Below are 21,844 nucleotides of genomic sequence, written 5' to 3' on the forward strand. Positions count from 1 at the left end.
AGCTCCCCCTGAAGGGCTGACCCGTTCCAGGAAACGAGAATCTTCATGAGCGCACAAGAGACGAAGCCAGCGGGCCGGCAGGGCCGTGGTCTGCCCCCCATGTTCCCGGTCCCGAGAGATGGGGCGTTGCCCACGTCCTTCGCGCAGCAGCGGCTGTGGTTCCTGGAGCAGCTCGCACCGGGAGGGGTCGCGTACAACGTTCCGCTCGCCGCGAGGTTGAAGGGGCGGCTGGATGTGGCCGCGCTGGAGCGGAGTCTGGTGGCGCTCGTCCAGCGGCATGAGGCGTTGCGGACGACGTTCGCCCTGGAGAACGGGCAGCCCGTCCAGCGGATTGCGCCGGAGCCGGAGCTGGCGCTCCCCGTGGAGAGCCTGGAGGCATTGCCCGAGGCCGAGCGCGCCAGTGAGGCCCTGCGGCGGGTGGAAGAGGAGGCCCGGCGCCCATTCGACCTGGAGAAGGGGCCGCTCTTCCGGGCGGGGTTGCTGCGCCTGGGGGCCGAGGAGCACGTGCTGGTGCTGTCGCTGCACCACATCGTCTGCGATGGCTGGTCGCTGGGGTTGATGGAGCGCGAGCTGACGGAGCTGTACCGGGCGTACCGCCGGGGAGAGACGCCGAACTTGCCGGCACTGCCGGTGCAGTACGTGGACTACGCGGTGTGGCAGCGGGAGTGGCTGCAGGGCGAGGTGCTGGAGGCGCAGCTCTCCTGGTGGAAGAAGCAGCTCACCGGAGCGCCGCCGGTGCTGGAGTTGCCCACGGACAGGCCCAGGCCCGCGGTGCAGTCCTCGCGCGGGGCGGTGTTGAGGGGGGAGCTGCCCCCGGCGCTTTCCGGAGCGGTGCGGGAGGTGAGCCGCCGGGAGGGGGTCACGCCCTTCATGACGCTGCTGGCGGGCTTCCAGGCCCTGCTGGCGCGCTACAGCGGACAGAGGGAAGTGGTCGTGGGGACGCCCATCTCCGGGCGCAACCGGCGCGAGGTGGAGGGGCTGATGGGCTTCTTCGCCAACACGCTGGCGCTGCGGGTGGAGGCCCCGGGAGAGGTGAGCTTCCGAGAGTTGCTGAAGCGGGTGCGGGAGGCGTGTCTGGGCGCCTATGCCCGTCAGGACGTGCCCTTCGAGCGGTTGGTGGATGCCCTGCAGCCGGGGCGGGACCTGAGCCGGACGCCGCTGTTCCAGGCCTCGTTCGTGCTCCAGGGCGCCGCGCCCTTCGCCGCATTGGAGCTGCCCGGCGTGGCCGTGGAGGAGCTCGTCTTCGAGCCCGGCGTGGCCAAGTTCGATCTCACCCTCTTCGTGCGGGAGACGGAGAAGGGGTGGGTGGGGCTGTGGGAGTACAACAGCGAGCTGTTCGACGAGGCGACGGTGGCGCGGATGGCGGCGCACTATGCGCGGCTGCTGGAGGGGGCCCTCGCGCACCCGGAGCTGGCACTGGCGGAGCTGCCACTGCTGTCGGAAGCGGAGCGGCGCCAGGTGCTGGTGGCGTGGAACCAGACACGCACGGAGTACCCGAGGGAGGCGTGCCTCGAGGAGCTGTTCGAGGCGCAGGCGGCGGCCCGGCCCGAGGCCCCGGCGGTGGAGTACGAGGGCGAGCGGCTCACGTACGCGGAGTTGAACCGCCGGGCCAACCAGCTCGCCAGACACCTGCGGCGGCTGGGCGTGGGCGAGGGGACGCGGGTGGGGCTGTGTGCCAGCCGCTCGCTGGAGCTGGTGGCGGCGATGCTCGGCATCCTGAAGGCGGGCGGGGCCTATGTGCCGCTCGACGCGTCGTACCCTCGGGAGCGCCTGGCCTTCATGGTGGAGGACACGGCGCTGCCCGTGGTGCTGGCGCAGCCGGAGCTGGTGTCGAAGCTGCCACCCATGAGCGCCAGGGTGGTGCCGCTGGAGCCCCGGTGGGAAGCCTTCGCGAGCGAGCGCGCGGAGAACCTGCGCGGACGGAGCAGGCCGGAGGCGATGGCGTACGTCATGTACACGTCAGGCTCGACGGGCCGTCCCAAGGGCGTGTGCATTACGCACCGGGCCATCGTCCGGCTGGTGTGCGGCACCGGGTATGTCCGGCTGACGCAGGAAGAGCGCATCGCGCAGGTGAGCAACACCTCGTTCGACGGGTCCACCTTCGAGCTGTGGGGCGCGCTGCTCAACGGCGGGTGTGTCGTGGGTGTTGCCCGGGAGGTGATGCTGTCTCCCAGGGCGCTGTCCGTGTTCATGCGGGAGCAGCGGATCAGCGCGACGTTCCTGACCACGGCGCTGTTCAACCAGACGGTGGCCGAGTGCCCGGACGCCTTCCGGACGGTGAAGTACGTGCTGTTCGGAGGCGAGGCGGCGGACGCGAAGCCGCCGAGGAGGGTCCTGGAGCGGGGGGCGCCCAAGCACCTGGTGCATGTCTATGGGCCCACGGAGAACACGACGTTCTCGACGGCCTACGAGGTGAGGCAGGTGCCGGAGGGCGCGGTGTCGGTGCCCATTGGCGGACCGCTGACGAACTCGGAAGCCTACGTGCTGGACGCGCGGATGCAGCCGGTGCCGGTGGGGGTGGCGGGAGAGCTGTACGTGGGCGGAGACGGCCTGGCGCTCGGGTACCTGAACCAGCCGGAGCTGACGGCCGGGAGGTTCGTCGCGCACCCGTTCCACCCGGAGCCCGGGGCGAAGCTCTACAAGACGGGAGACCTGGCCCGGTACCTGCCGGACGGGAACATCGAGTTCCTGGGCCGCCGGGACGAGCAGGTGAAGGTGCGCGGCTTCCGCATCGAGTTGGGGGAGATTGAAGCGGTCCTGGCGAAGCACCCGGCAGTGGGCGAGGCCGTCGTCGTGGCGAGGGACGCTGGCCCCGGTGGCAAGACGCTGGTGGCCTATGTGGTGCCCACTTCCCCCACTTCCCCACCGAAGCCCGGGGAGCTGCGGACCTGGCTCAAGCAGAGCCTGCCCGAGCACATGGTACCTTCGGCCTTCGTGCGGATGGAGGCGCTGCCGCTCACCCCCAACGGCAAGGTGGACCGCAAGGCGCTGCCCGCGCCGGAGGCCGAGGGGACGGAGGGCGAGGCGTACGTGGCGCCCCGGACCCGGATGGAGCAGGTGGTGGCGGACCTCTGGGCGCCGCTGCTGGGGCTGGCGCGCGTGGGGGTGCACGACCACTTCTTCGAGCTGGGCGGGCACTCGCTGCTGGCCACGCAGGTGGTGTCGCGCCTGCGCGAGGTGCTGAAGGTGGAGCTGCCGGTGCGGGTGCTCTTCGAGGCGCCCACGGTGGAGGAGCTCGCGCGGCGGCTCGAGGAGCCGGCGGAGGGGAGGCGGGCCTTCCGGCCTCCACCGCTGCTCCCCACGCCCAGGGAGGGAGCGCCGCCGCTGTCCTTCGCACAGCAGCGGCTGTGGTTCCTGGACCAGCTGGAGCCGGACAGCCCGCTCTACAACGTCTTCCTGGCGCTCAGGTTGGAGGGGGCGCTCGACACGGGGGTGCTGGAGCGGAGCTTCCGCGCGCTCCTCCAGCGCCACGAGTCGCTGCGGACGACATTCCCGCAGGGCGAGCAGGGGCCCTACCAGGCCATCTCCGCCCCGGTGGAGCCACCGCTGGGGGTGGTGGAGCTGGGCGGGCTGCCCGAAGGCACGCGCGAGGCGGAGGCGCTGCGGCTGGCCGGTGAGGAGGTGCGGCGGCCGTTCGCGCTGGCGGCGGGGCCCCTCCTGCGGGTGACGCTGCTAAGGCTCGCGGAGGCGCGGCACGTGCTGGTGCTGGTGGTGCACCACATCGTGTCGGATGGCTGGTCGCTGGAGGTGCTCGTCCGGGAGTTGAAGGCGCTGTACGAGGCCTTCCTGGAGGGCCGGGAGTCCCCGCTGGCCGGGCTGCCTGTTCAATACGCGGACTACGCGCGGTGGCAGCGGGAGTGGTTGAAGGGCGAGGTGCTGGAAGCGCAGCTCGCCTGGTGGCGCGAGCAGCTGGGAGGCGCACCGCCCGCGTTGGAGCTGCCCACGGACAAGCCGCGGCCGCCGGTGCAGTCCTACCGGGGCGCGTTGCACCGGCTCCATCTGCCCCTGGCGCTGACCGAGGGGCTGCGCAAGCTGAGCCAGCGCGAGGGGGTGACGCTCTTCATGACGCTGCTGGCGGGTTGGCAGGCGCTGCTGCACCGCTACTCGGGACAGGAGGACGTCAGCGTGGGCTCGCCCATCGCGGGCCGTGGCCAGGCGGGGGTGGAGGGGCTGATCGGCTTCTTCATCAACATGCTGGTGATGCGGGCGCGGGTGAGGGGAGAGGAGCCCTTCCGCGTGTTGCTGGGGCGGGTGAGGGAGACGGCGCTGGGGGCGTACGAGCACCAGGACGTGCCCTTCGAGACGTTGGTGGACGAGCTGAAGCCGTCCCGCGACACGAGTTACGCGCCGCTCTTCCAGGTGGCCTTCGCCCTGCAGCACGGCGCGCCGGAGCTGGCGCTGCCGGGGGTGGTTTCGCGGCCGGTGGAGCTCCACAGCCAGACGGCCAAGAACGATCTGATGCTGGCGCTGACGGAGACCGGGGCGGGGCTCGAGGGCGGCCTCGAGTACAACACGGCGCTGTTCGAGGCCTCCACCATCGCCCGGATGGCCGGGCACCTGAGGACGCTGCTGGAGGGCGTGGTGGCGGACGCCGGACAGCGCGTCCGCGAGCTGCCCCTGATGGGCGAGGCCGAGCGGGCCCAGGTGCTGGTGGAGTGGAACGGCCGCCGGACCGGCTACCCCCCGGACACGTGTGCCCACCACCTCATCGAGGCGACGGCGGCGCGCACGCCGGACGCGGTGGCGGTGGCCTTCGGGGACAGTCAGCTCACGTACCGGGAGCTGAACCAGCGGGCCAACCAGCTCGCCCACCACTTGCGGAGCCTGGGCGTGGGGCCGGAGGCTCCGGTGGGCGTGTGCCTGGAGCGCTCCCTGGAGATGGTGGTGGGCCTGCTCGGCGTGCTCAAGGCCGGAGGCGCCTATGTGGCGTTGGATCCCTCCTACCCCCCGGAGCGCCTGGCCTTCATGATGGAAGAGGTCCGCATGCCGGTGCTGGTGACCTCGCGAGCCCTGGCGGACGGGTTGCCCTCGCGGGGCGAGCGGCGGGTGCTGCTGGACGCGGAGGCCGGGGTGCTGGCCCTCCAGCCGGAGGACAATCCGGCGCCGGACGTGGGGGTGGTCAACCTGGCCTACGTCGTCTTCACCTCGGGCAGCACGGGCAAGCCCAAGGCGACGCTGCTGACACACCGGGGCCTGTGCAACACGGTGCTGGCCACGGTGGAGACGCGCGGGCTGCACCCGGGCAGCCGGGTGCTGCAGTGCGTGCCGATCGGTTTCGACGCCTCGGTGGCCGACATCTTCCCCACGCTGGTGGTGGGCGGGTGCGTGGCGGTGGCGCCGCGGGAGTCGCTCCTGCCGGGAGAGCCGCTGGACACGCTGCTCAAGAAGCACCGGGCGACGCTGTGGGGGATGACTCCCTCGGTGCTGGCGCAGCACGAGGTGGGGGAGTACCCGGCGCTCGAGACCGTCCTCACCGGCGGGGAGGTGTGCACGCCGGAGGTGGTGGCGAAGTGGCGGCCGGGAAGGCGCTTCATCATCGAGTACGGCCCGACGGAGGTGACGGTCAGCGCCACCTCCAACCCGGACGTGGACGCGTCGAGGCCGACGCTCGGGCGGCCGTTGCCCAACGTGCGGGTGTACGTGCTGGACAGGTGGCTGCGGCCCGTGCCGGCGGGCGTGACGGGGGAGTTGTACGTGGGGGGCCCGGGCGTCGCGCGAGGCTACCTGGAGCGGCCGGAGCTGACGGCCGAGCGCTTCATCCCGGATCCCTTCGGCGGGGAGCCGGGCGCCCGGATGTACCGGACGGGAGACCTGGGCCGGTGGTTGTCCGCGGGAGAGCTGGAGTTCCTGGGCCGCTCCGACTCGCAGGTAAAGCTCCGCGGCTTCCGCATCGAATTGGGAGAGGTGGAAGCGGCACTGGTGGGCCACGCGGAGGTGAAGGAAGCGGTGGTGGTGGTCCGGGAGGACGTGCCAGGGGGCAAGCGGCTGGTGGCGTACGTGGTGCCCACTGCGCCCATTACCCCTCGCCCTCCGGGAGAGGAGCCCCCCGTCGTTCAAAGGGGGGGCAAAGCCCCCCGGGGTGAGGGTGCCGCGGCCCCCGGGTTGAACCCCGAGGCGCTCCGCGCCTGGCTGAAGCAGAGGCTGCCCGAGTACATGGTGCCCTCGGCCTTCATGTGCCTGGAGTCCTTCCCGCTGACGCCCAGTGGAAAGGTGGATCGCAAGGCGCTGCCCGCGCCGGAGCTGGAGACCGTGGGCACGCGGTACGTCGCTCCCCGGACGGCGCTGGAAGAGGTGGTGGCGGGCATCTGGGCGCCGCTGCTGGGCCTGCGGCGCGTGGGGGTGCACGACAACTTCTTCGAGCTGGGCGGGCACTCGCTGCTGGCGGTGCAGGTGACGTCGCGCCTGCGCGAGGTGCTGAAGGTGGAGCTGCCGGTGCGGGTGCTCTTCGAGGCCCCCACGGTGGTGGAGCTGGCGTGGCGGCTCGGGGCGAGGTCTGAGGGCAAGCAGGAGCTCCGGCCTCCTCCCCTGGTGCCCGTGTCACGGGAGGGCGAGCTGCCGCTGTCCTTCCCGCAGCAGCGCCTGTGGTTCCTGGAGCAGTTCAATCCGCAGAGCGCGCTCTACAACCTCCCCCTGGTGCTGCGTCTGGAGGGGGCGCTTCACGTGGCCGCGCTGGAGCGCGGCTTCCAGGCGCTGATCCATCGGCACGAGGCCCTGAGGACGACGTTCCGGCAGGGCGGGCAGGGCGTGGTGCAGATCATCTCCGCGCCCGTGGAGTTCGCGCTGCCGGTGGTGGACCTGCGCGAGCTTCCCGAGGGGCGGCGGGAGGAAGAGGCGCGGCGGCTGGCGGACGAGGCGGTCCTGCGGCCCTTCGACCTGAAGGCGGGGCCGCTCCTGCGGGTGACGCTGTTGCGGACGGGCGAGGCGGAGCACGTGCTGGTGCTGGCGATGCACCACATCGTGTCGGATGGGTGGTCCATGGGGGTGCTCGCCCGGGAGCTGACGGCCCTGTACGAGGCCTTCCTGGCGGACAGGGCGCCCGCGCTGGAAGCGTTGCCCATCCAGTACGCGGATTACGCGGCGTGGCAGCAGGCGTGGCTGCGGGGCGAGGTGCTGGAGTCCAAGCTCGCCTGGTGGTGCGAGCAGTTGCGAGGTGCGTCACCGGCCCTGGAGTTGCCAACGGATCGGCCCAGGCCTCCGGTGCAGAGCTACCGCGGCGCGGTCCATTACCTGCACCTGCCCCTGGAGCTGGCCGAGGGGTTGCGCAAGCTCAGCCAGAAGGAGGGCGTGACGCTCTTCATGACGTTGCTGGCGGGCTTCCAGGCGCTGCTGCACCGCTACTCGGGACAGGACGACATCAGCGTGGGCTCGCCCATGGCGGGCCGCGGCCATGCCGAGCTGGAAGGGCTGATCGGCTTCTTCGTCAACGTGCTGGTGCTGCGGGCGAAGGTGAGGGGAGAGGAGTCCTTCCGGCAACTGCTGCGTCAGGTGCGAGAGGTGGCGCTGGGGGCCTATGCCCACGAGGAGGTGCCGTTCGAGAAGCTGGTGGAGGCGTTGAATCCCGTGCGCGACACCAGCCGTGCGCCGCTGTTCCAGGTGTCGTTCTCCCTGCAGAACGCCGCGTCGCCGGACCTGGCGCTGCCGGGGATCGCGTCCCGGCCGCTCGCGCTGAGGGGCCAGGTGTCGAAGCACGAGTTGACGTTGTCGTTGAAGGAGACCGGGGCGGGTCTGGAGGGCATCGCCGAGTACAGCACCGACCTGTTCGAGGCCTCCACCATCGCCCGGATGCTCGGGCATCTGCGGACGTTGCTGGAAGGAGTGGTGGCGGACCCCGGACGCCGCATCGGTGAGCTGCCCTTGCTGGAGGAGGAGGAGCGGCGGCGCATCCTGGTGGAGTGGAACCAGACGCGGACGGAGTACCCCCGCCACGCCAGTGTCCACGGCCTGTTCGAGGAGCACGCGGCGCGCCAGCCCGAGGCCATCGCGGTGGAGTACGAGGGCCAACAGCTCACGTATGGGGAGCTGAACGTGCGGGCCAACCAGGTGGCTCGGGCCCTGCAGCGGCTGGGCGTGGGCGTGGGAACCCTGGTGGGCCTGTGTGCCGGCCGCTCGCTGGAGCTGATGGCGGCGATGCTCGGCATCCTGAAGGCGGGGGCAGCCTACGTCCCGTTGGATCCCTCGTACCCGCAGGAGCGGCTGGCGCTCATGGTGGAGGACTCGGGCGTGCCGGTGGTGCTGGCCCAGCCGGAGCTGGCCGAGGAGCTGCCCGCGGGGAGAGCCTTCGTCCTGGAGCTGTCGTGGGCGGAGTTCGCGCACGAGAGCGGGGAGAACCTCGGAGCGCCGGTGGGGCCGAAGTCGCTGGCGTACGTCATGTACACGTCGGGCTCGACGGGCAAGCCCAAGGGCGTGTGCATCCCGCACCGCGGCATCGTCCGGCTGGTGCGCGAGACCGACTTCTACCAGGTGTCGCCGGAGGATCGCTTCACCCAGATGGCCAATACCTCCTTCGACTCGTCGAACCTCGAGCTGTGGGCCGCACTGCTCAATGGCGCGACCCTGGTGGGGGTGCCCCGGGAAGTGGCGCTGTCTCCGAAGGCGCTGGCCGCGTTCCTGCGCGAGCAGCGGATGAGCGCGATGGTCTTCACCACGTCGCTCTTCCACCAGGTGGCGGCCGAGTGTCCGGATGCCTTCCAGACGATGCGGTACGTGATGTTCGGAGGCGAGGCGGCGGACCCGGTGCGGCTGCGCGAGGTGCTGCGCCAGGGCGGAACCCCGAAGCTCCTGAACATGTACGGCCCCACCGAGAACACGACGGTCACGACGTGGGAGGAGGTGAAGGAGGTACCGGAGGGGGCGCTGTCGGTGCCCATCGGCAGGCCCATGTCGAACACGGAGGTGTACGTGCTGGACGAGCGGATGCAGCCGGTGCCGGTGGGTGTCCCGGGAGAGCTGTACACGGGCGGAGACGGGCTGGCGCTCGGGTACCTGAACCGGCCGGAGCTGACGGCGGAGAAGTTCGTCGCCCATCCGTTCAGCACGGAGCCGGGAGCGAAGCTGTACCGGACGGGAGACCTGGTGAAGTACCTGCCGGACGGGAGGATCGAGTTCCTGGGCCGGCGGGACGGGCAGGTGAAGGTGCGCGGGTTCCGCATCGAGCTGGGGGAAATCGAAGCAGCCCTGGCCAGGCACCCGGCAGTGAGCGCGGGCGTCGTCATGGCACGGGACGACGGCCCCAGCGGCAAGTGGCTGGTGGCCTACGTGGTCCCGGCTTCTTCCACTGCGCCCATTTCCCCTCGCCCTCCGGGAGAGGAGCCCCCCGTCGTTCAAAGGGGGGGCAAAGCCCCCCGGGGTGAGGGTGCCACGGGCCCCGGGTTGCAGCCCGACGAACTGCGTACCTGGCTGAAGCAGACGCTGCCCGAGCACATGGTGCCTTCCGCCTTCGTGTTCCTGGAAGCCCTGCCGCTCACGCCCAACGGCAAGGTGGACCGCGAGGCGCTGCCCTCGCCGGACTCGCAGCGGGCGGTGGCCGGGGGCTCCTATACCGCCCCCGAGAGCGGACTGGAGCAGTCGCTCGCGGCCATCTGGGCCGAGGTGCTCCGGCTGGAGGGGGTGGGCGCGAACGACAACTTCTTCGACCTGGGAGGCACCTCGCTGCTGCTGCAGACGGTGCACATGAAGGTGGAGGCCCTGGTGGGCCGCACGTTGCCCATGGTGGAGCTGTTCCACTTCTCCACGGTGCGCACGCTCGCCGCGCGGCTCGCCGAGACGGCGGGGCCGGAGCGGACGGGCTGCCTCGTGCGGCTCCAGGAGGGCTCGCCCGGGCCGGCGCTCTTCTTCCCGCACGCGATGGGGGGACGGACGCTCTTCTACCGGGAGCTGGCGCGGCTCATCGCTCCCGGCCGGCCCGCCTACGGGTTCGACTCGCCGGGCTTGGAGGCGGGAGGGCCGGAGCTCACCACCATCGAGGAGATGGCCGCGCACTACGTCGAGGCTCCTTCGTGCCGTGCAGCCCTCGGGACCGTACCTGCTCGTCGGGGCGTCCTTCGGAGGGGTGCTCGCGTACGAGATGGGCCGCCGCCTGTCCGCCGAGGGGCATGCGGTGCCGCTGTGTGCGCTGCTCGACTCACCCGGCCCGGGGCTCCTCTCTCCACCGCCCGAGGACGACGCCGCGCTCCTGGCGGGCCTGATGGCCTCCTGGGTGGACCTCCCGGCCGCGGCGCTGCGCGGGCTGCCGGCCGAGGTCCAGCTCCAGATGGTGCTCGACGAGGCGGCCCGGAGGGGCGTTGAACCCCCCTTCCCGGACGTCGAGCGGGGCCTGCGGTTCTTCCGGGTGTGGAAGAACCATGTGGAGGCCCTGCACCGGTACACGGCCCCGCGCTGGGAGAGGGGAGCGCTGGACTTCTTCCGGGCCGCCGAGCTCCAGCCGGGGAGGCCGGAGCAGCTGGAGCGGGCCTGGATGGGCCGGTGCCCGGTGGTGCGGGTCGAGGTCGTCCCGGGAGATCACGACAGCATGATGCGCCCGCCGCATGTGGACGGTCTGGCGGCGCGGATCCGGGCGTGCCTGGAGAGGGCCCATGCCGCCTGAGGCCCGCCTCTTCTCGGTGGGCGTGTGGCTCCTGCGCCCGCGCGGCGTGGAGGCCCTGGAGGGCTGAGGCTACGCGCCGCGGCCCTCCAGCAGCGCGAGCCAGTCCTGGCGGGGATCTCCAAAGGCCAGGAAGGACGGGTTGAGGATCTGCTCCTTGTTGTAGACCAGCGGCCGGCCCGCCATGTCCGTCACCGCGCCGCCCGCGGCCTCCAGGACGCACTGGGCCGCTCCGGTGTCCCACTCGGAGGTGGGCTGCAGCCGCGGGTAGAAGTCCGCCTTCCCCTCGGCCACGAGGCAGAACTTGAGCGAGCTGCCCATGTTCGCGGTGCTCGCCGTGGTGAGCCGCTTCAGCAGCGCCTCCACCTGTGGGCCCGCGTGGTCCTTGCTCGCCACGATGACCAGCCGCTCCAGGTTCGCCGGCCGCGTGCGGATGGCCACCGGCGCCTGCCCGGCCCGGGCCATGAACGCACCCGCTCCCTTGCGGCCCCAGTACGTCACGCCCGTCACGGGCACGTGCACCACGCCCATCACGGGCTCCGTGCCGGAGACGAGGGCGATGTTCACCGTGAACTCGCCCGTGCCCTTGATGAACTCCTTGGTGCCGTCGAGCGGATCCACCAGCCAGAAGGTGCTCCACTCGCGCCGCTCGGCCACGTCCAGTTCGCTCGACTCCTCGGAGAGCACCGGGATGCCGGGCGTCAGCCGCCGCAGGGCCTCGACGATGAGGGTGTGCGAGGCCTTGTCCGCGGCCGTCAGCGGGGAGTCATCTCCCTTGCGCTCGACGGTGACGTTGCCTCCGTGGAACTGGAGCGCGGCCCGCCCCGCCTCGCGCGCCAGCTCGCACACGGCCGACACCAGCGCTTCATCTGTCTGCGTCATGAACGTTCCTCTCCTCGGGAGGATCCCCGTTTCCTCCCAGGCGTGGAAGTGGTTTATGGGAAGGCCATGAGACTGATTGGCGCGGGATTCGGACGCACGGGCACGAAGTCGCTCCAGGCCGCACTCGAGGAGCTCGGACTCAAACCCTGCTACCACATGACGGAAGTCATCCAGAATCCGTCACACGTGGGCCTCTGGACCGATGCGGCCGAGGGCAGGCCCGTCGACTGGAAGCGGCTGTTCCAGGGCTATGAGGCGACGGTGGATTGGCCCGCGTGCACCTTCTACAAGGAGTTGATGCAGGCCTTCCCCGACGCGAAGGTGCTGCTCAGCGTGCGCGATCCGGAGAAGTGGTACGAGAGTGCGTACAACACCATCTACGGGAGCCTGCGCGCGTTCCCCTTCAACGTCATCCGGCATGTCGTGCCTCCCGCGCGGCGGATGTCCCGCATGGTCAACGGCATCATCTGGAACGGCACGTTCAAGGGCCGGTTCGAGGACAAGCCGTTCGCCATCGAGGTCTACAACCGGCACATCGAGGACGTGAAGAAGCACGTCCCCGCGGACCGGCTGCTCGTCTACGAGGTGAAGGAGGGGTGGGAGCCCCTGTGCCGGTTCCTCGGCCTGGAGGTCCCCCAGGACAAGCCCTTCCCCCGGCTCAACGACACCGCCGACTTCCAGCGGATGATCCGCGAGCGGATGAAGTCCGCGTTCCTCCCCTGGCACAAGTCCCAGCCGTCCTGAGAGGCGGGGGCCTCAGCGTTGCGCGATGAGTCCCCGCTGGCGCAGCGCCGCGAGGATGCGCTCCACGCTCTGCTCCACCGTCTCCGAGTCGGTGTAGACGGTGACCTCGGGGGACTCGGGCGGCTCGTACGGGTCCGAGACGCCGGTGAAGTGGGGGATCTCCCCCGCCAGCGCCTTCTTGTAGAGCCCTTTCACGTCCCGGTGGACGAGCGCCTCCAGGCTGGCCTTCGCGTACACCTCGATGAAGGGGGTGCCCGCATCCGTGGCCAGCCGCCGCACCTCGTCGCGCGAGTCGCGGTAGGGGGAGATGGCCGCGGAGATGACGGCCACGCGGTGCCGGGCGAGCACCCGCGCCACGTAGCCGATGCGCCGGATGTTCTCCTCGCGATCCGGCCGGGTGAAGCCGAGCCCCCGCGACAGGAACGTCCGCACCTCATCCCCGTCCAGCACCTCGACGGAGTGCGCCCCCTCCAGTTGGCGGCGGACCGCCAGCGACAGGGTGCTCTTGCCCGCACCGGACATGCCGGTGAACCAGAGGATGAACCCCCGAGGTTGTTCCGCGCCGGCTTCGGCCGGACATGCTGCTGCTGACGCTGGCTGGCTCACGGCCGCGCAGCATGATTCAGGACATCCCCGGATGTCGAGGCTTCAGGAGGCTCGAGGCAGCTTGCGGCGGCCTATTCCATCCTCCGCGTCGTCCGACTCGTAATAGAGGGTGGCCCCTCCCTCGTCGTAGACGACCAGCACGCGCTCACTCCGGTTCAACAGGCCCGTGGCGGCGGCTGCCGCCTTGCGGACCAGGGTCTCGGTCCGCGCGAGATTCTTCTTCGTGTTGCCTGTACGCGTTGACGCACTGGGCATGTGGGAGACGACTCCTTGGAACCCTCCCGTACAGGGTGGGGGTAACGTGCTATAGCCAACGTAAACCGGCGTTGACAAGCGCTTGACACGACCTGCCCGGAAGCGAGGTAAGGAAGCGTCATGAACCGTCGCTTCCTCCCCTGCGTCCTGTTCACTCTGTGTGTGGCCTCGGCCGCACTGGCCCAGACGGGCCGGCCCGCCCCGGCCGCGTCGCCCGTCTCCCCCTGGTTGCCCCGGGGTGCCTTCCTGGGCACCTCCATCCGAGACGGGGCCGTCGTTCCCCAGGCCCGCCTGCAGTGGCAACTGGTGTTCTTCCAGAGCCGCTCGGACACCCTCGGCGTGCTCATCGAGCCCCTGGCCTCCTTCGCGCTGCTCAAGCCGGACACCGTCGTGGAGGACGAGAACGTCCCCATGAGGTCCCTGCAGCTCTACTCGCTGATTCTCGCCGTGGGGTACACCAGCCGGCGGGGGCCCGGCCTGGAGTGGGGCTTCCAGATCGGCACCGGGCCCGCCTGGTTCCACGCCCGCTTCCGCAATGGCGCCAAGGCGGAGGAGTCCTACTGGGTGGGCTTGCTGGATGGCCGCGCGCGGATTGGCTACCGCTTCAGCTCCGTTTCCCTTGGCGTGTCAGTGGGATATGGTGATCCCTACAACTACAGGCGGTCGAGTCTGGCGCGGCCGTACGTGGGTGGACTGCAACTGGGATTGTATGCGGACTGGCGCTAGGCGCCTCTGGACCCCGACCCCCCGGGTGGGGTGAAGTGTGTGGCGAAATGGTCGAGCTTCTCAGCCTTCACATCGGCCGCTTCCAGCGAGAGCGGGCGGACTACGAGCGGACGCTGCCAGCGGCGGTGCTCGTGTTCTCGCCCGCGCCGTCGCAGGTGAGCGCGCCGGAGGGAGATGAGGACGACGAGACGCACCACCACTTCAAGACGCTCACCAACGTGTCCACGCCGATGCTGGGAGTCGGCGAGCCCATCGTCTTCCCCGTGGTGAAGAACCAGGAGAACGCGTTCGGCCGGGGCATCACCGTGGGGCGGACGGGGAACAACGACGTGGTGCTGGATGATGGCACGGTGTCGCGCTTCCACGCCTGGTTCCAGCGCGAGACGGACGGCCGCTTCATCCTCACGGACGCGGGCTCGAAGAATGGCTCGTACGTGGGCGGGGTGCGGTTGACCCCCCGGAGACCGTCTCCGATCACGGACGGCGTCCGCCTGCGCTTTGGCCAGGTGGAAGTCACCTTCTATCTGGCGAGCGGTTTCACGAAGGTGCTCTCGCGGCGGGTGGGCCCGTGAGCTTGTCAGCCCTTCCACGGGCCTCATAACGTGTGATTCACCCCTTTCGAGGGTACAGGGAGCGTTCGCGGTGCCATTGATGACAGAGGCCTTCGGCCTGACGGATGTGGGCCGGAAGCGGCAACACAATGAAGATGCGATGCTCGTGGACGCCCCGCTCGGCCTGTTCATCGTGGCCGACGGCATGGGAGGCCATGCGGCGGGCGAGGTGGCCAGCAACCGTGCCACCGAGGTGGTGCGCCAGCACATGGTGTCCAACCGGCACCTGCTCAAGGACCTGAGCACCAACACGAGCCAGGACGCGCGCAACGCGGCCCAGGCCCTGATGGAAGTGGCCATCCAGCGCGCGTGCGCGGACATCTTCCGCATGGCCCTGGCGGACCCCACCAAGCGCGGCATGGGCACCACCTTCGTGTGCCTCGCCGTGAGCGGCAACAAGGGCGTCATCGGGCACGTGGGTGACTCGCGCATCTACCTGGTGCGTCACGGCCAGTGCCACCGGCTCACCGAGGATCACACCCTCGTGGCCGCCCAGCTCAAGGCCGGCACCATCACCAAGGAGCAGGCCGCCACCTCGCAGTACCGCAACGTCATTACGCGCGCGGTGGGCATCCAGGAGTCCGTCCAGGTCGACACGCTGATCGTGGACCTGTTCCCGGGCGATCTGTTCCTGCTGTGCTCGGACGGTCTGCACGGCTACCTGGACGACGACGAGGTGCTGCCGTTCGTGCAGGGCGCGCAGCCGCCGGAGCTGCCCAAGCGCTTCGTGGACCTGGCCAACGAGCGCGGTGGCAAGGACAACATCACCGTGGTGGTGGTGAAGGTCTCCGGCGAAGGCACCATGGAGGCGGAGACCTCCGAGGCGCAGAGCCGCATGGAGGCGCTGCGCAAGATTCCGCTCTTCCGCCACCTCACCTACAAGGAGCAGACGGCTGTGCTGTCCATCGCCACCACGCGCACCTTCCCGGCCGGGAGGGAGATCGTCGTGGAGGGCCAGCCGGGCGAGGAGCTCTTCGTGGTCATCCGCGGCCGGGTGGTCATCGAGAAGAGCGGGGTGGAGATCGCCGAGCTGCGGCCCGGAGGGCACTTCGGAGAGATGGGGCTCATCGACAACGCCCCCCGCTCGGCCACCGTGCGGGCGGTCGAGCCCACGCGCACCATGGTCATCTCGCGCTCGGATCTGATGGGACTCATGAAGCGCGAGTCCATCCTGGCGGTGAAGATGCTGTGGAGCTTCGTGCAGGTGCTCTCGGATCGCTTGAGGGCCACCAACTCGGAGCTGAGCGAGGCGCGGCAGGAGTTGGCGGTGGCGCAGGCCATCCAGCCGTTCGCCGAGGAGTAGGCCCCGGGCGGGTGGAAGACGTCGGACGGGCGACTCGGCCGGAATGAACGGCCGAGAATATCGGTTGGCAGGCCGGTCGCGGGGGTAACGTCCCGCGCCGTCCCATGCGCAAATGGCTCGTCATAGGGGCGGCAGCCGCCCTGGTCTTCGTGGCGGTGGCGGTGCTGTGGCCTCGAGGTACGCCACCGCCGCCGCCGGTGTCCGCCGTGGATTCGTCCGCGGCGCGGGTGTTGCCCGACTTCGAAGCGGTGGAGGTGTCCTCCGGAGAAGCGGAGGGCCTCACGCTGACGGGGCGGGTGTTGGATTCCGCGGGCAGGCCCGTGGCGGGCGCGGACGTGTTCCTGTCCGCGAGCGCGCAGAAGACGCTCGACTCGGTGCGCTGTGACGAGTGTGGGCTGGCGCTGCTGACGTGTCCGGCCCGGGAGAGTGGACTGCACGCGCTGGCCTTCTTCGAGCAGGCGCGGGGTTTCCTCCAGCCGAAGGCCACGGCGCGCACGGACGCGCAGGGCCGTTTCCGTTTCGAGCGTCTGGCCGGGGTGTCCTTCTCCGTGTGGGCGCGGGCGCCGGGCTTTGGCGCGGCCATGCGCGAGCGCGCGGCCCCGGGCGAGCCGGTGGCGCTGTACCTGCCCCCGTTGCGGAGCATTGGCGGGCAGGTGGTGGACGGGGCGGGGCGGGGGCTGCCGGGCGCGCGCGTGTACGCGGTGTCGCGCAAGGTGCCGCTGCCGTCCGAGACGGTGGCGGGGCCGGAGGGCTCCTTCTCGCTGTCCGGGCTGGGCGAGGGTCCCTTCTACGTGCTGGCCACCGCGGAGGGGTTCCTCCCGGCGGTGGTGCCGCTGGTGGAGGCGGGACCGCAGCCGGTGCGGTTGAGGCTGGAGACGTCGCGGACGCTGGAGGTGCGTGTCACCCGGCAGGGAGCGCCCGTGACGGCCACGGTCCGGCTGAAGGCGGACCACCTGGCGCGGGAGGCGCGTGCCGAGGGCGGCGTGGCGCGCTTCGAGGGCCTGTACCCGGACGAGCTGGTGGTGACGGCCGAGGCCGGGAAGCTGGGGGCGATTCCCCGCACGCTCATGCTGAGCGAGAGCCTCACGCAGGTGACGCTGGAGCTGGAGGACGCGGGCACGCTGCTCGTCACGGTGGTGGACGAGTCCGGGGAGCCGGTGGCCTCGCCGGAGCTGGTGCTGCGCACGGCCCGGGGCAAGCCCATCCAGTCGCAGAAGCCGTCCACGGGAGCGCTGGTGCAGTTCGGCCCGCTGGCCGTGGGGGACTACGTGCTGGAGGGCAAGGCCCAGGGCTACCGGGACGCGCAGCTTCCGGCGCGGGTGAAGCAGGGCGAGACGTCGCTGGAGCTGGAGCTGGCCCGCGCGACGATGATCAGCGGGCAGGTGTTGGATCAGTACGGCCGGCCGGCGCCCAACGTGTCGGTGCTGGTGCAGCCCACGGGCGACGCGGTGACGGCGGACGGGGAGGGGAACTTCACGGCGGCGGTGCCCACGCCGGGCCTGTACGAGCTGCACGCGCACCACTCCGAGTGGGGCGGCGGGCAGGTGAAGGCGACGGCTCCGGCCGAAGGGGTGAAGCTGGAGCTGGAGCCCCGGGCGGCGCTGGAGGTGACGGTGATGGGGGAGGGGCGCCGGTTGGAAGGCGCGGACGTGGTGCTGTGGGTGGACAACGAGAACATCTTCCGCAGCGACACCTCCTCCGGGCCGGAAGGCCTGGTGCCCATGCGCGGACTGCCTTCGGGGACGTATTCGATGGTGGCCACGCACCCGGACTACCTGCCCTCGGAGCGGCAGAAGGTGGTGGTGGCGGACGGGCAGACGCAGCAGGTGACGGTGACGCTCGAGCCCGGGGCGGTGATTCGCGGCGAGGTGGTGGACACGCGGGGCGCGCCGGTGGCGGAGGCCTCGGTGTCGGTGCTGCCGCGCATGGCCGAGCCGGCGGTGACGGACGCGCGGGGACGTTTCGAGGTGCGCGCACTGAAGCCCGGGCGGCCCTTCCTCGTGGAGGCACGGCATTCGAAGTATGACCAGCGCGAGCGCGTGCAGGGGCAGGCCGGGGGCGAGCCGGTGCGGCTGGTGATGGAGGAGCGCACGGTGTTCAGCGGCCGGGTGGTGGCCGCCAACGGTGAGCCGGTGCGGCGCTTCCGGCTGGACGAGCACGACGTGACGAGCTCGGACGGGCGTTTCGAGGTGTCGCTGCAGACGGCGGGAGATCGCGTCATCGTGTCGGTGGAGGCGCCGGGCTTCGAGCCGTTGATGGTGGACAAGCCGGCGCAGCCGAGCGAGCTGGGCGATCTGGTGCTGGAGCGGGCGCCGTCGGTGACGGGGCTGGTGCGGGAAGAGGGTGGGGGACCGGTGGCGGACGCGGTGGTGGGGTGTGATGCGTGCGAGGACTCGGTGCTGACGGGGCCGGACGGACGCTTCACGCTGCCGAGCCCGCCCTTCGTGGGGAGGTTCACCGTGTCGGCGCGCAAGGGGCGGCTGAGCGCCTCGGCGCAGGCGTCGCGCGAGGGGCAGCAGCCGGTGGAGCTGGTGTTGAAGCCGGCCACGAAGCTGTACGGGACGGTGTACGGGGTGGACGGCAGGCCGGCGGCGGGCTTCCAGTTGGAGGGAGTGCACGCGGACCGGGGAGAGCCGGTGAGCATCGTCACGGGGCCGGACGGGAAGTACAGCGTGGACGTGGCCCCGGGCCATTACCGCTTCGCGTTGGGCTCGGCGCGCGAGTTCTCCGGCGAGCCGGCGCTGCTGGTGCAGGTGGAGGGAGGGGAGAAGCGGTTGGACATCGGGCCGTCGCCGGGTTCAGCGGCGGTGACGGTGCAGCTCAAGCCCGAGCGGGGCAACGCGCTGTGGGTGGTCGCCGGGGACGTGCACGTGAGCAGCCCGCCGACGGCGCTGATGCGGGTGGGTTACGGACAACTCCTCTACCAGCCGAGGGGCGAGCGGGTGACGCTGCAGGGCTTCCCTCCGGGGAGGTACACACTGGTGTGGACGAACTTCCACACGGAGATGGACGCGGGCCCGGTGGTGCGCACGGTGCAGTTGCCCGCCTCGGGAGACATCATCCTCAACCCGTGAGCGAAGCAGCCCCCTCTCCCTCTGGGAGAGGGCGGGGGTGAGGGTCAGCCCGCCTTCAACCCCTGCTGGCGCCTGTCCCCGGTGAGCGCGGCGAGCTCCTGGCGGACGCGGGCGGCGGCCCACTCGAAGCTCCTCGCGAGGCAGTCCCTCTCCGAAGGCGATCGTCTTCCCATCCTGCCGCTCGATGACGAGCATGGGGCAGGTGGAGTCGCTCACGCGCAGGGTGCCTCCCTCCTGCTCGCGCACGTCGATGTCCCGGATGAGTTGCGCGGCCAACCGTGTCGGCGGTTGCTGGCGGGGTCCGGCGCTCGCCATGTCCAACCCCCACCGCGACACGGTGATGCTCCAGGAGGTGTGGACGCCCGCCCATATCCCGCGCAGGAAGTAGCCACTGAACACGCCAGGGAGCAGCAGGAGCGGCGACAGCATGGCAATGGTCTGCCACGACAGGTGGCGCGAGTGGAGGTAGCCGGCGAGCCCCACTGGCACGAGCATCAACACGGAGCAGACGCCGGCCTGGAGACGGTACGAGCCCACCCAACCGGGAGCGGGGAGCTCCACCACGCGTTGCTCGCCCACCGCACGCACCTGGACGCGGCAGCCGGGAGGAGGGGGGGACAGGGACTCCGTGGGTGGCTCCGTGGGCCCCGCCAGCACGCGCCCGTCGTCGACCTGCAATCCCAGGCGCATGTGGTGGGCCACGGCCTCGGCCAACTCCAGCGCCTCGTCGTAGTCGTCACTGCCCGCGAGGTCCTCGCCGGTGAGATGAACGGAGTAGGCGTTGGTTCGCCAGTTGGAGGTCGTGCCCTTGGAGGTGACTAGCTGCACGCGGTCGGTGTCCGTCACCCCCTTGCTCCACGAGTAGAGGGGCACCCCGAGACCCCAGCGCCAGGAGCCCCGGCCGGACACCCGGTGGAGGGTGACCTCCCACGTGCCGAGGGCGGAGGAGAGGCCGTAGCAGACACCCACCAGCACGTAGAACGCGCCCTGGAGGCCCAGATCGGACCTCATGAACCAGGCGAGCCCGGCGGACCCGGCCAGGGCGCAGAGGCCCTTGAGGATGTCCACGGACCTGCGCTGCCGCCGGATGACGAGCTTCGCGCCATCGCTCCACCACTGGTTGCCGCCGCATTGCTTCATCGGCGGGGAGGCTACCCGAGTTGGTGGCCCGCGTCTCAACGGGAGGGGGCCGGGATGTTCTTCGGGAACTTCGGCAGCGAGGGGTTCATCGTGTCCCAGGGCTGGGCACTCTGGGTCCAGATGTCGATCGTCGGCACGCACCCACTGGGGTCATCGAGGCTGCCGGCCGTGATGGCGACGAAGGAGGGGATGCCGCCGCGCGCGAACAGGGGGGAGCCACACCCGGCGCAAAACTCCCGCCGCGTCTCGTTGCCGCTGTCCGCAGTGGACGCATGCGACCTGGGCGTGCCGTGCAGCAGACGCAGCGAGTCCGCGGGGACGACGGCCACGGTGGAGTGTCCGGTGCCACTGGCGCGCTGGCAGTTACGGCAGTGGCAGTTGAGGACGGCGATGGGGGCGGCGGAGCACTCATAACGAATGGCCCCACAGGCGCAGCCTCCGGTGAAGGGAACAGGCACCGATAACCTCCCGGGAACGGGTCAGAGGACCGGTGTCGTAGGCCCGAGCGCTGGGGGAGGGCAAGGCGGAACCCCCTCTCCCTCAGGGAGAGGGCGGGGGTGAGGGTCTTCCCGCCTGTCCGTCCACTGTGGTTGCGAGCCCGGCTCCTCCCGCGTAATGAACCCGGTATGGTGGCTTTGGCTCTGCAGGGGCGACGCGTAATCGTCGGAGTCGGCGGCGGCATCGCGGCGTACAAGGCGTGCGAGCTGGTGCGCGAGCTGGGGCGCGCCGGGGCGCAGGTGCGGGTGGCGATGACGGAGGCGGCGAAGCAGTTCGTCACGCCGCTCACGTTCCAGGCGCTCAGCGGGCACCCGGTGCTGACGGACTACTTCGATCCCGCGCAGGAGGGAAACTTCGGGCACCTGGACCTGGCGCGCTGGGCGGAGCTGTACGTGGTGGCGCCCGTCACGGCGGACCTGTTGGCGCGCATCCGGGCGGGGATGGGGAATGACGCGGTGACGACGTCGCTGCTGGCGTTCCGGGGGCCGGTGCTGCTGGCGCCGGCGATGAACGTGGCGATGTGGGACAACGAGCGGACGCAGGAGAACGTGGCGGCGCTACGCGCGGAGCCGCGCTTCCAGTTCGTTGGGCCAGGGGCGGGGCTGCTCGCGTGCGGAGACGTGGGGGCGGGGCGGCTGGCGGAGGTGGGGGACATCGTGGCGGCGGCGGCGCGCCTCTTCGCCCCGGGGCCGCTGGCGGGCCGGCACGTGCTCATCACGGCGGGGCCCACGCGCGAGTACCTGGATCCGGTGCGATTCATCTCCAACCCGTCGACGGGGAAGATGGGGCTGGCGCTGGCGGAGGCGGCGCGGGCGATGGGGGCGAAGGTGACGGTGGTGCTGGGCCCGGTGGGGGCGGTGGAGCGGAGCGGCTACGAGGTGGTGGACGTGGTGACCGCGGAGGACATGGCGCGCGAGGTGCTGGCGCGGGTGGAGGGGGTGGACTGCTTCATCGCCTCGGCGGCGGTGAGCGACTGGAAGCCGGAGACGCGGGCGGCGCAGAAGGTGAAGAAGTCGGAGGGCCCGGAGACGCTGACGCTGGTGCGCACGCCGGACGTGCTGGCCGAGGCGTCGCGCCGGGTGTCGGGAGGGGAGAAGCGGCCGGTGCTGGTGGGGTTCGCGGCGGAGACGCAGCGGGTGGTGGAGTACGCGCGGGAGAAGCTGGAGCGCAAGGGGCTGGACGCGATCGTGGCGAACGACGTGACGGCGCCGGGAGCGGGCTTCGGGGTGGACACGAACCGGGTGACGGTGCTGACGCGGGACGGGCAGCAGCGGGACTTCTCCGGGACGAAGCGGGAGGTAGCCCGGTCCATCCTGGACCTCATCCAGGGCCTCCTCCCCCCAGCCACTCCTCCCTCACCCTCTGGGAGAGGGTCGGGGTGAGGGTATTAGGGACCCCAATCAGCCCCCAACGGATTTCCACCATG

11 protein-coding genes and 1 pseudogene are annotated in these 21,844 nt (G+C 70.9%); 8 read left to right on the plus strand and 4 right to left on the minus strand.

Translation table 11 applies throughout. The features are described 5' to 3' along the window. Nucleotides 1-99 precede the first annotated feature (99 nt). Nucleotides 100-9,744 (plus strand): annotated as a pseudogene (locus ACN28I_RS01895) (amino acid adenylation domain-containing protein); the annotation flags it as partial. 304 nt (nucleotides 9,745-10,048) lie between these two features. Beyond that, nucleotides 10,049-10,582, plus strand: a complete 534-nt coding sequence (locus ACN28I_RS01900; RefSeq protein ID WP_420940459.1) for a hypothetical protein — start codon at nucleotides 10,049-10,051, stop codon at nucleotides 10,580-10,582. 69 nt (nucleotides 10,583-10,651) lie between these two features. Here ACN28I_RS01900 and cysQ read toward each other — a convergent pair whose 3' ends face one another. After that, the gene (gene cysQ / locus ACN28I_RS01905; RefSeq protein WP_420940460.1) at nucleotides 10,652-11,461 is read right to left on the minus strand and encodes a 3'(2'),5'-bisphosphate nucleotidase CysQ; all 810 of its coding nucleotides are present in this window, start codon (nucleotides 11,459-11,461) and stop codon (nucleotides 10,652-10,654) included. A gap of 66 nt (nucleotides 11,462-11,527) precedes the next feature. On the opposite strand from cysQ, the gene ACN28I_RS01910 reads away from it, so the two are divergent. Next, entirely contained in the window at nucleotides 11,528-12,205 is a 678-nt protein-coding gene (locus ACN28I_RS01910) for a sulfotransferase family protein (protein WP_420940461.1), read from the plus strand. 12 nt (nucleotides 12,206-12,217) lie between these two features. Here ACN28I_RS01910 and cysC read toward each other — a convergent pair whose 3' ends face one another. Continuing rightward, on the minus strand, nucleotides 12,218-12,811 hold the full coding sequence (gene cysC / locus ACN28I_RS01915; protein WP_420940462.1) for an adenylyl-sulfate kinase: 594 nt from the start codon (nucleotides 12,809-12,811) through the stop codon (nucleotides 12,218-12,220). A gap of 42 nt (nucleotides 12,812-12,853) precedes the next feature. Next, nucleotides 12,854-13,066: a hypothetical protein gene (locus ACN28I_RS01920; RefSeq protein ID WP_420940463.1), complete on the minus strand. Its 213-nt coding sequence runs from the start codon at nucleotides 13,064-13,066 to the stop codon at nucleotides 12,854-12,856. 120 nt (nucleotides 13,067-13,186) lie between these two features. On the opposite strand from ACN28I_RS01920, the gene ACN28I_RS01925 reads away from it, so the two are divergent. The 4 genes from ACN28I_RS01925 (at nucleotide 13,187) to ACN28I_RS01940 (ending at nucleotide 18,780) form a co-directional block, all read left to right on the plus strand. Further along, entirely contained in the window at nucleotides 13,187-13,792 is a 606-nt protein-coding gene (locus tag ACN28I_RS01925; RefSeq protein ID WP_420940464.1) for a hypothetical protein, read from the plus strand. A 47-nt stretch (nucleotides 13,793-13,839) separates the two neighbouring features. Then, nucleotides 13,840-14,364 carry an FHA domain-containing protein gene (locus ACN28I_RS01930; protein ID WP_420940465.1) on the plus strand — a complete coding sequence of 175 codons (525 nt, stop codon included), beginning with the start codon at nucleotides 13,840-13,842 and terminating at the stop codon, nucleotides 14,362-14,364. Between the two features lie 79 nt (nucleotides 14,365-14,443). After that, on the plus strand, nucleotides 14,444-15,706 hold the full coding sequence (locus ACN28I_RS01935; RefSeq protein WP_420948550.1) for a Stp1/IreP family PP2C-type Ser/Thr phosphatase: 1,263 nt from the start codon (nucleotides 14,444-14,446) through the stop codon (nucleotides 15,704-15,706). A 104-nt stretch (nucleotides 15,707-15,810) separates the two neighbouring features. Continuing rightward, nucleotides 15,811-18,780: a carboxypeptidase regulatory-like domain-containing protein gene (locus tag ACN28I_RS01940; protein WP_420940466.1), complete on the plus strand. Its 2,970-nt coding sequence runs from the start codon at nucleotides 15,811-15,813 to the stop codon at nucleotides 18,778-18,780. A 1,175-nt stretch (nucleotides 18,781-19,955) separates the two neighbouring features. On the opposite strand, the gene ACN28I_RS01945 is transcribed toward ACN28I_RS01940, so the two are convergent. Further along, the gene (locus tag ACN28I_RS01945; protein WP_420940467.1) at nucleotides 19,956-20,378 is read right to left on the minus strand and encodes a GFA family protein; all 423 of its coding nucleotides are present in this window, start codon (nucleotides 20,376-20,378) and stop codon (nucleotides 19,956-19,958) included. A gap of 168 nt (nucleotides 20,379-20,546) precedes the next feature. On the opposite strand from ACN28I_RS01945, the gene coaBC reads away from it, so the two are divergent. Continuing rightward, nucleotides 20,547-21,800, plus strand: a complete 1,254-nt coding sequence (gene coaBC, locus ACN28I_RS01950; RefSeq protein ID WP_420940468.1) for a bifunctional phosphopantothenoylcysteine decarboxylase/phosphopantothenate--cysteine ligase CoaBC — start codon at nucleotides 20,547-20,549, stop codon at nucleotides 21,798-21,800. Nucleotides 21,801-21,844 lie beyond the last annotated feature (44 nt).

The sequence above is a fragment of the Archangium gephyra genome, from assembly GCF_049060025.1.
In the GTDB taxonomy this organism is placed as follows: Bacteria; Myxococcota; Myxococcia; order Myxococcales; family Myxococcaceae; genus Archangium; species Archangium gephyra_A.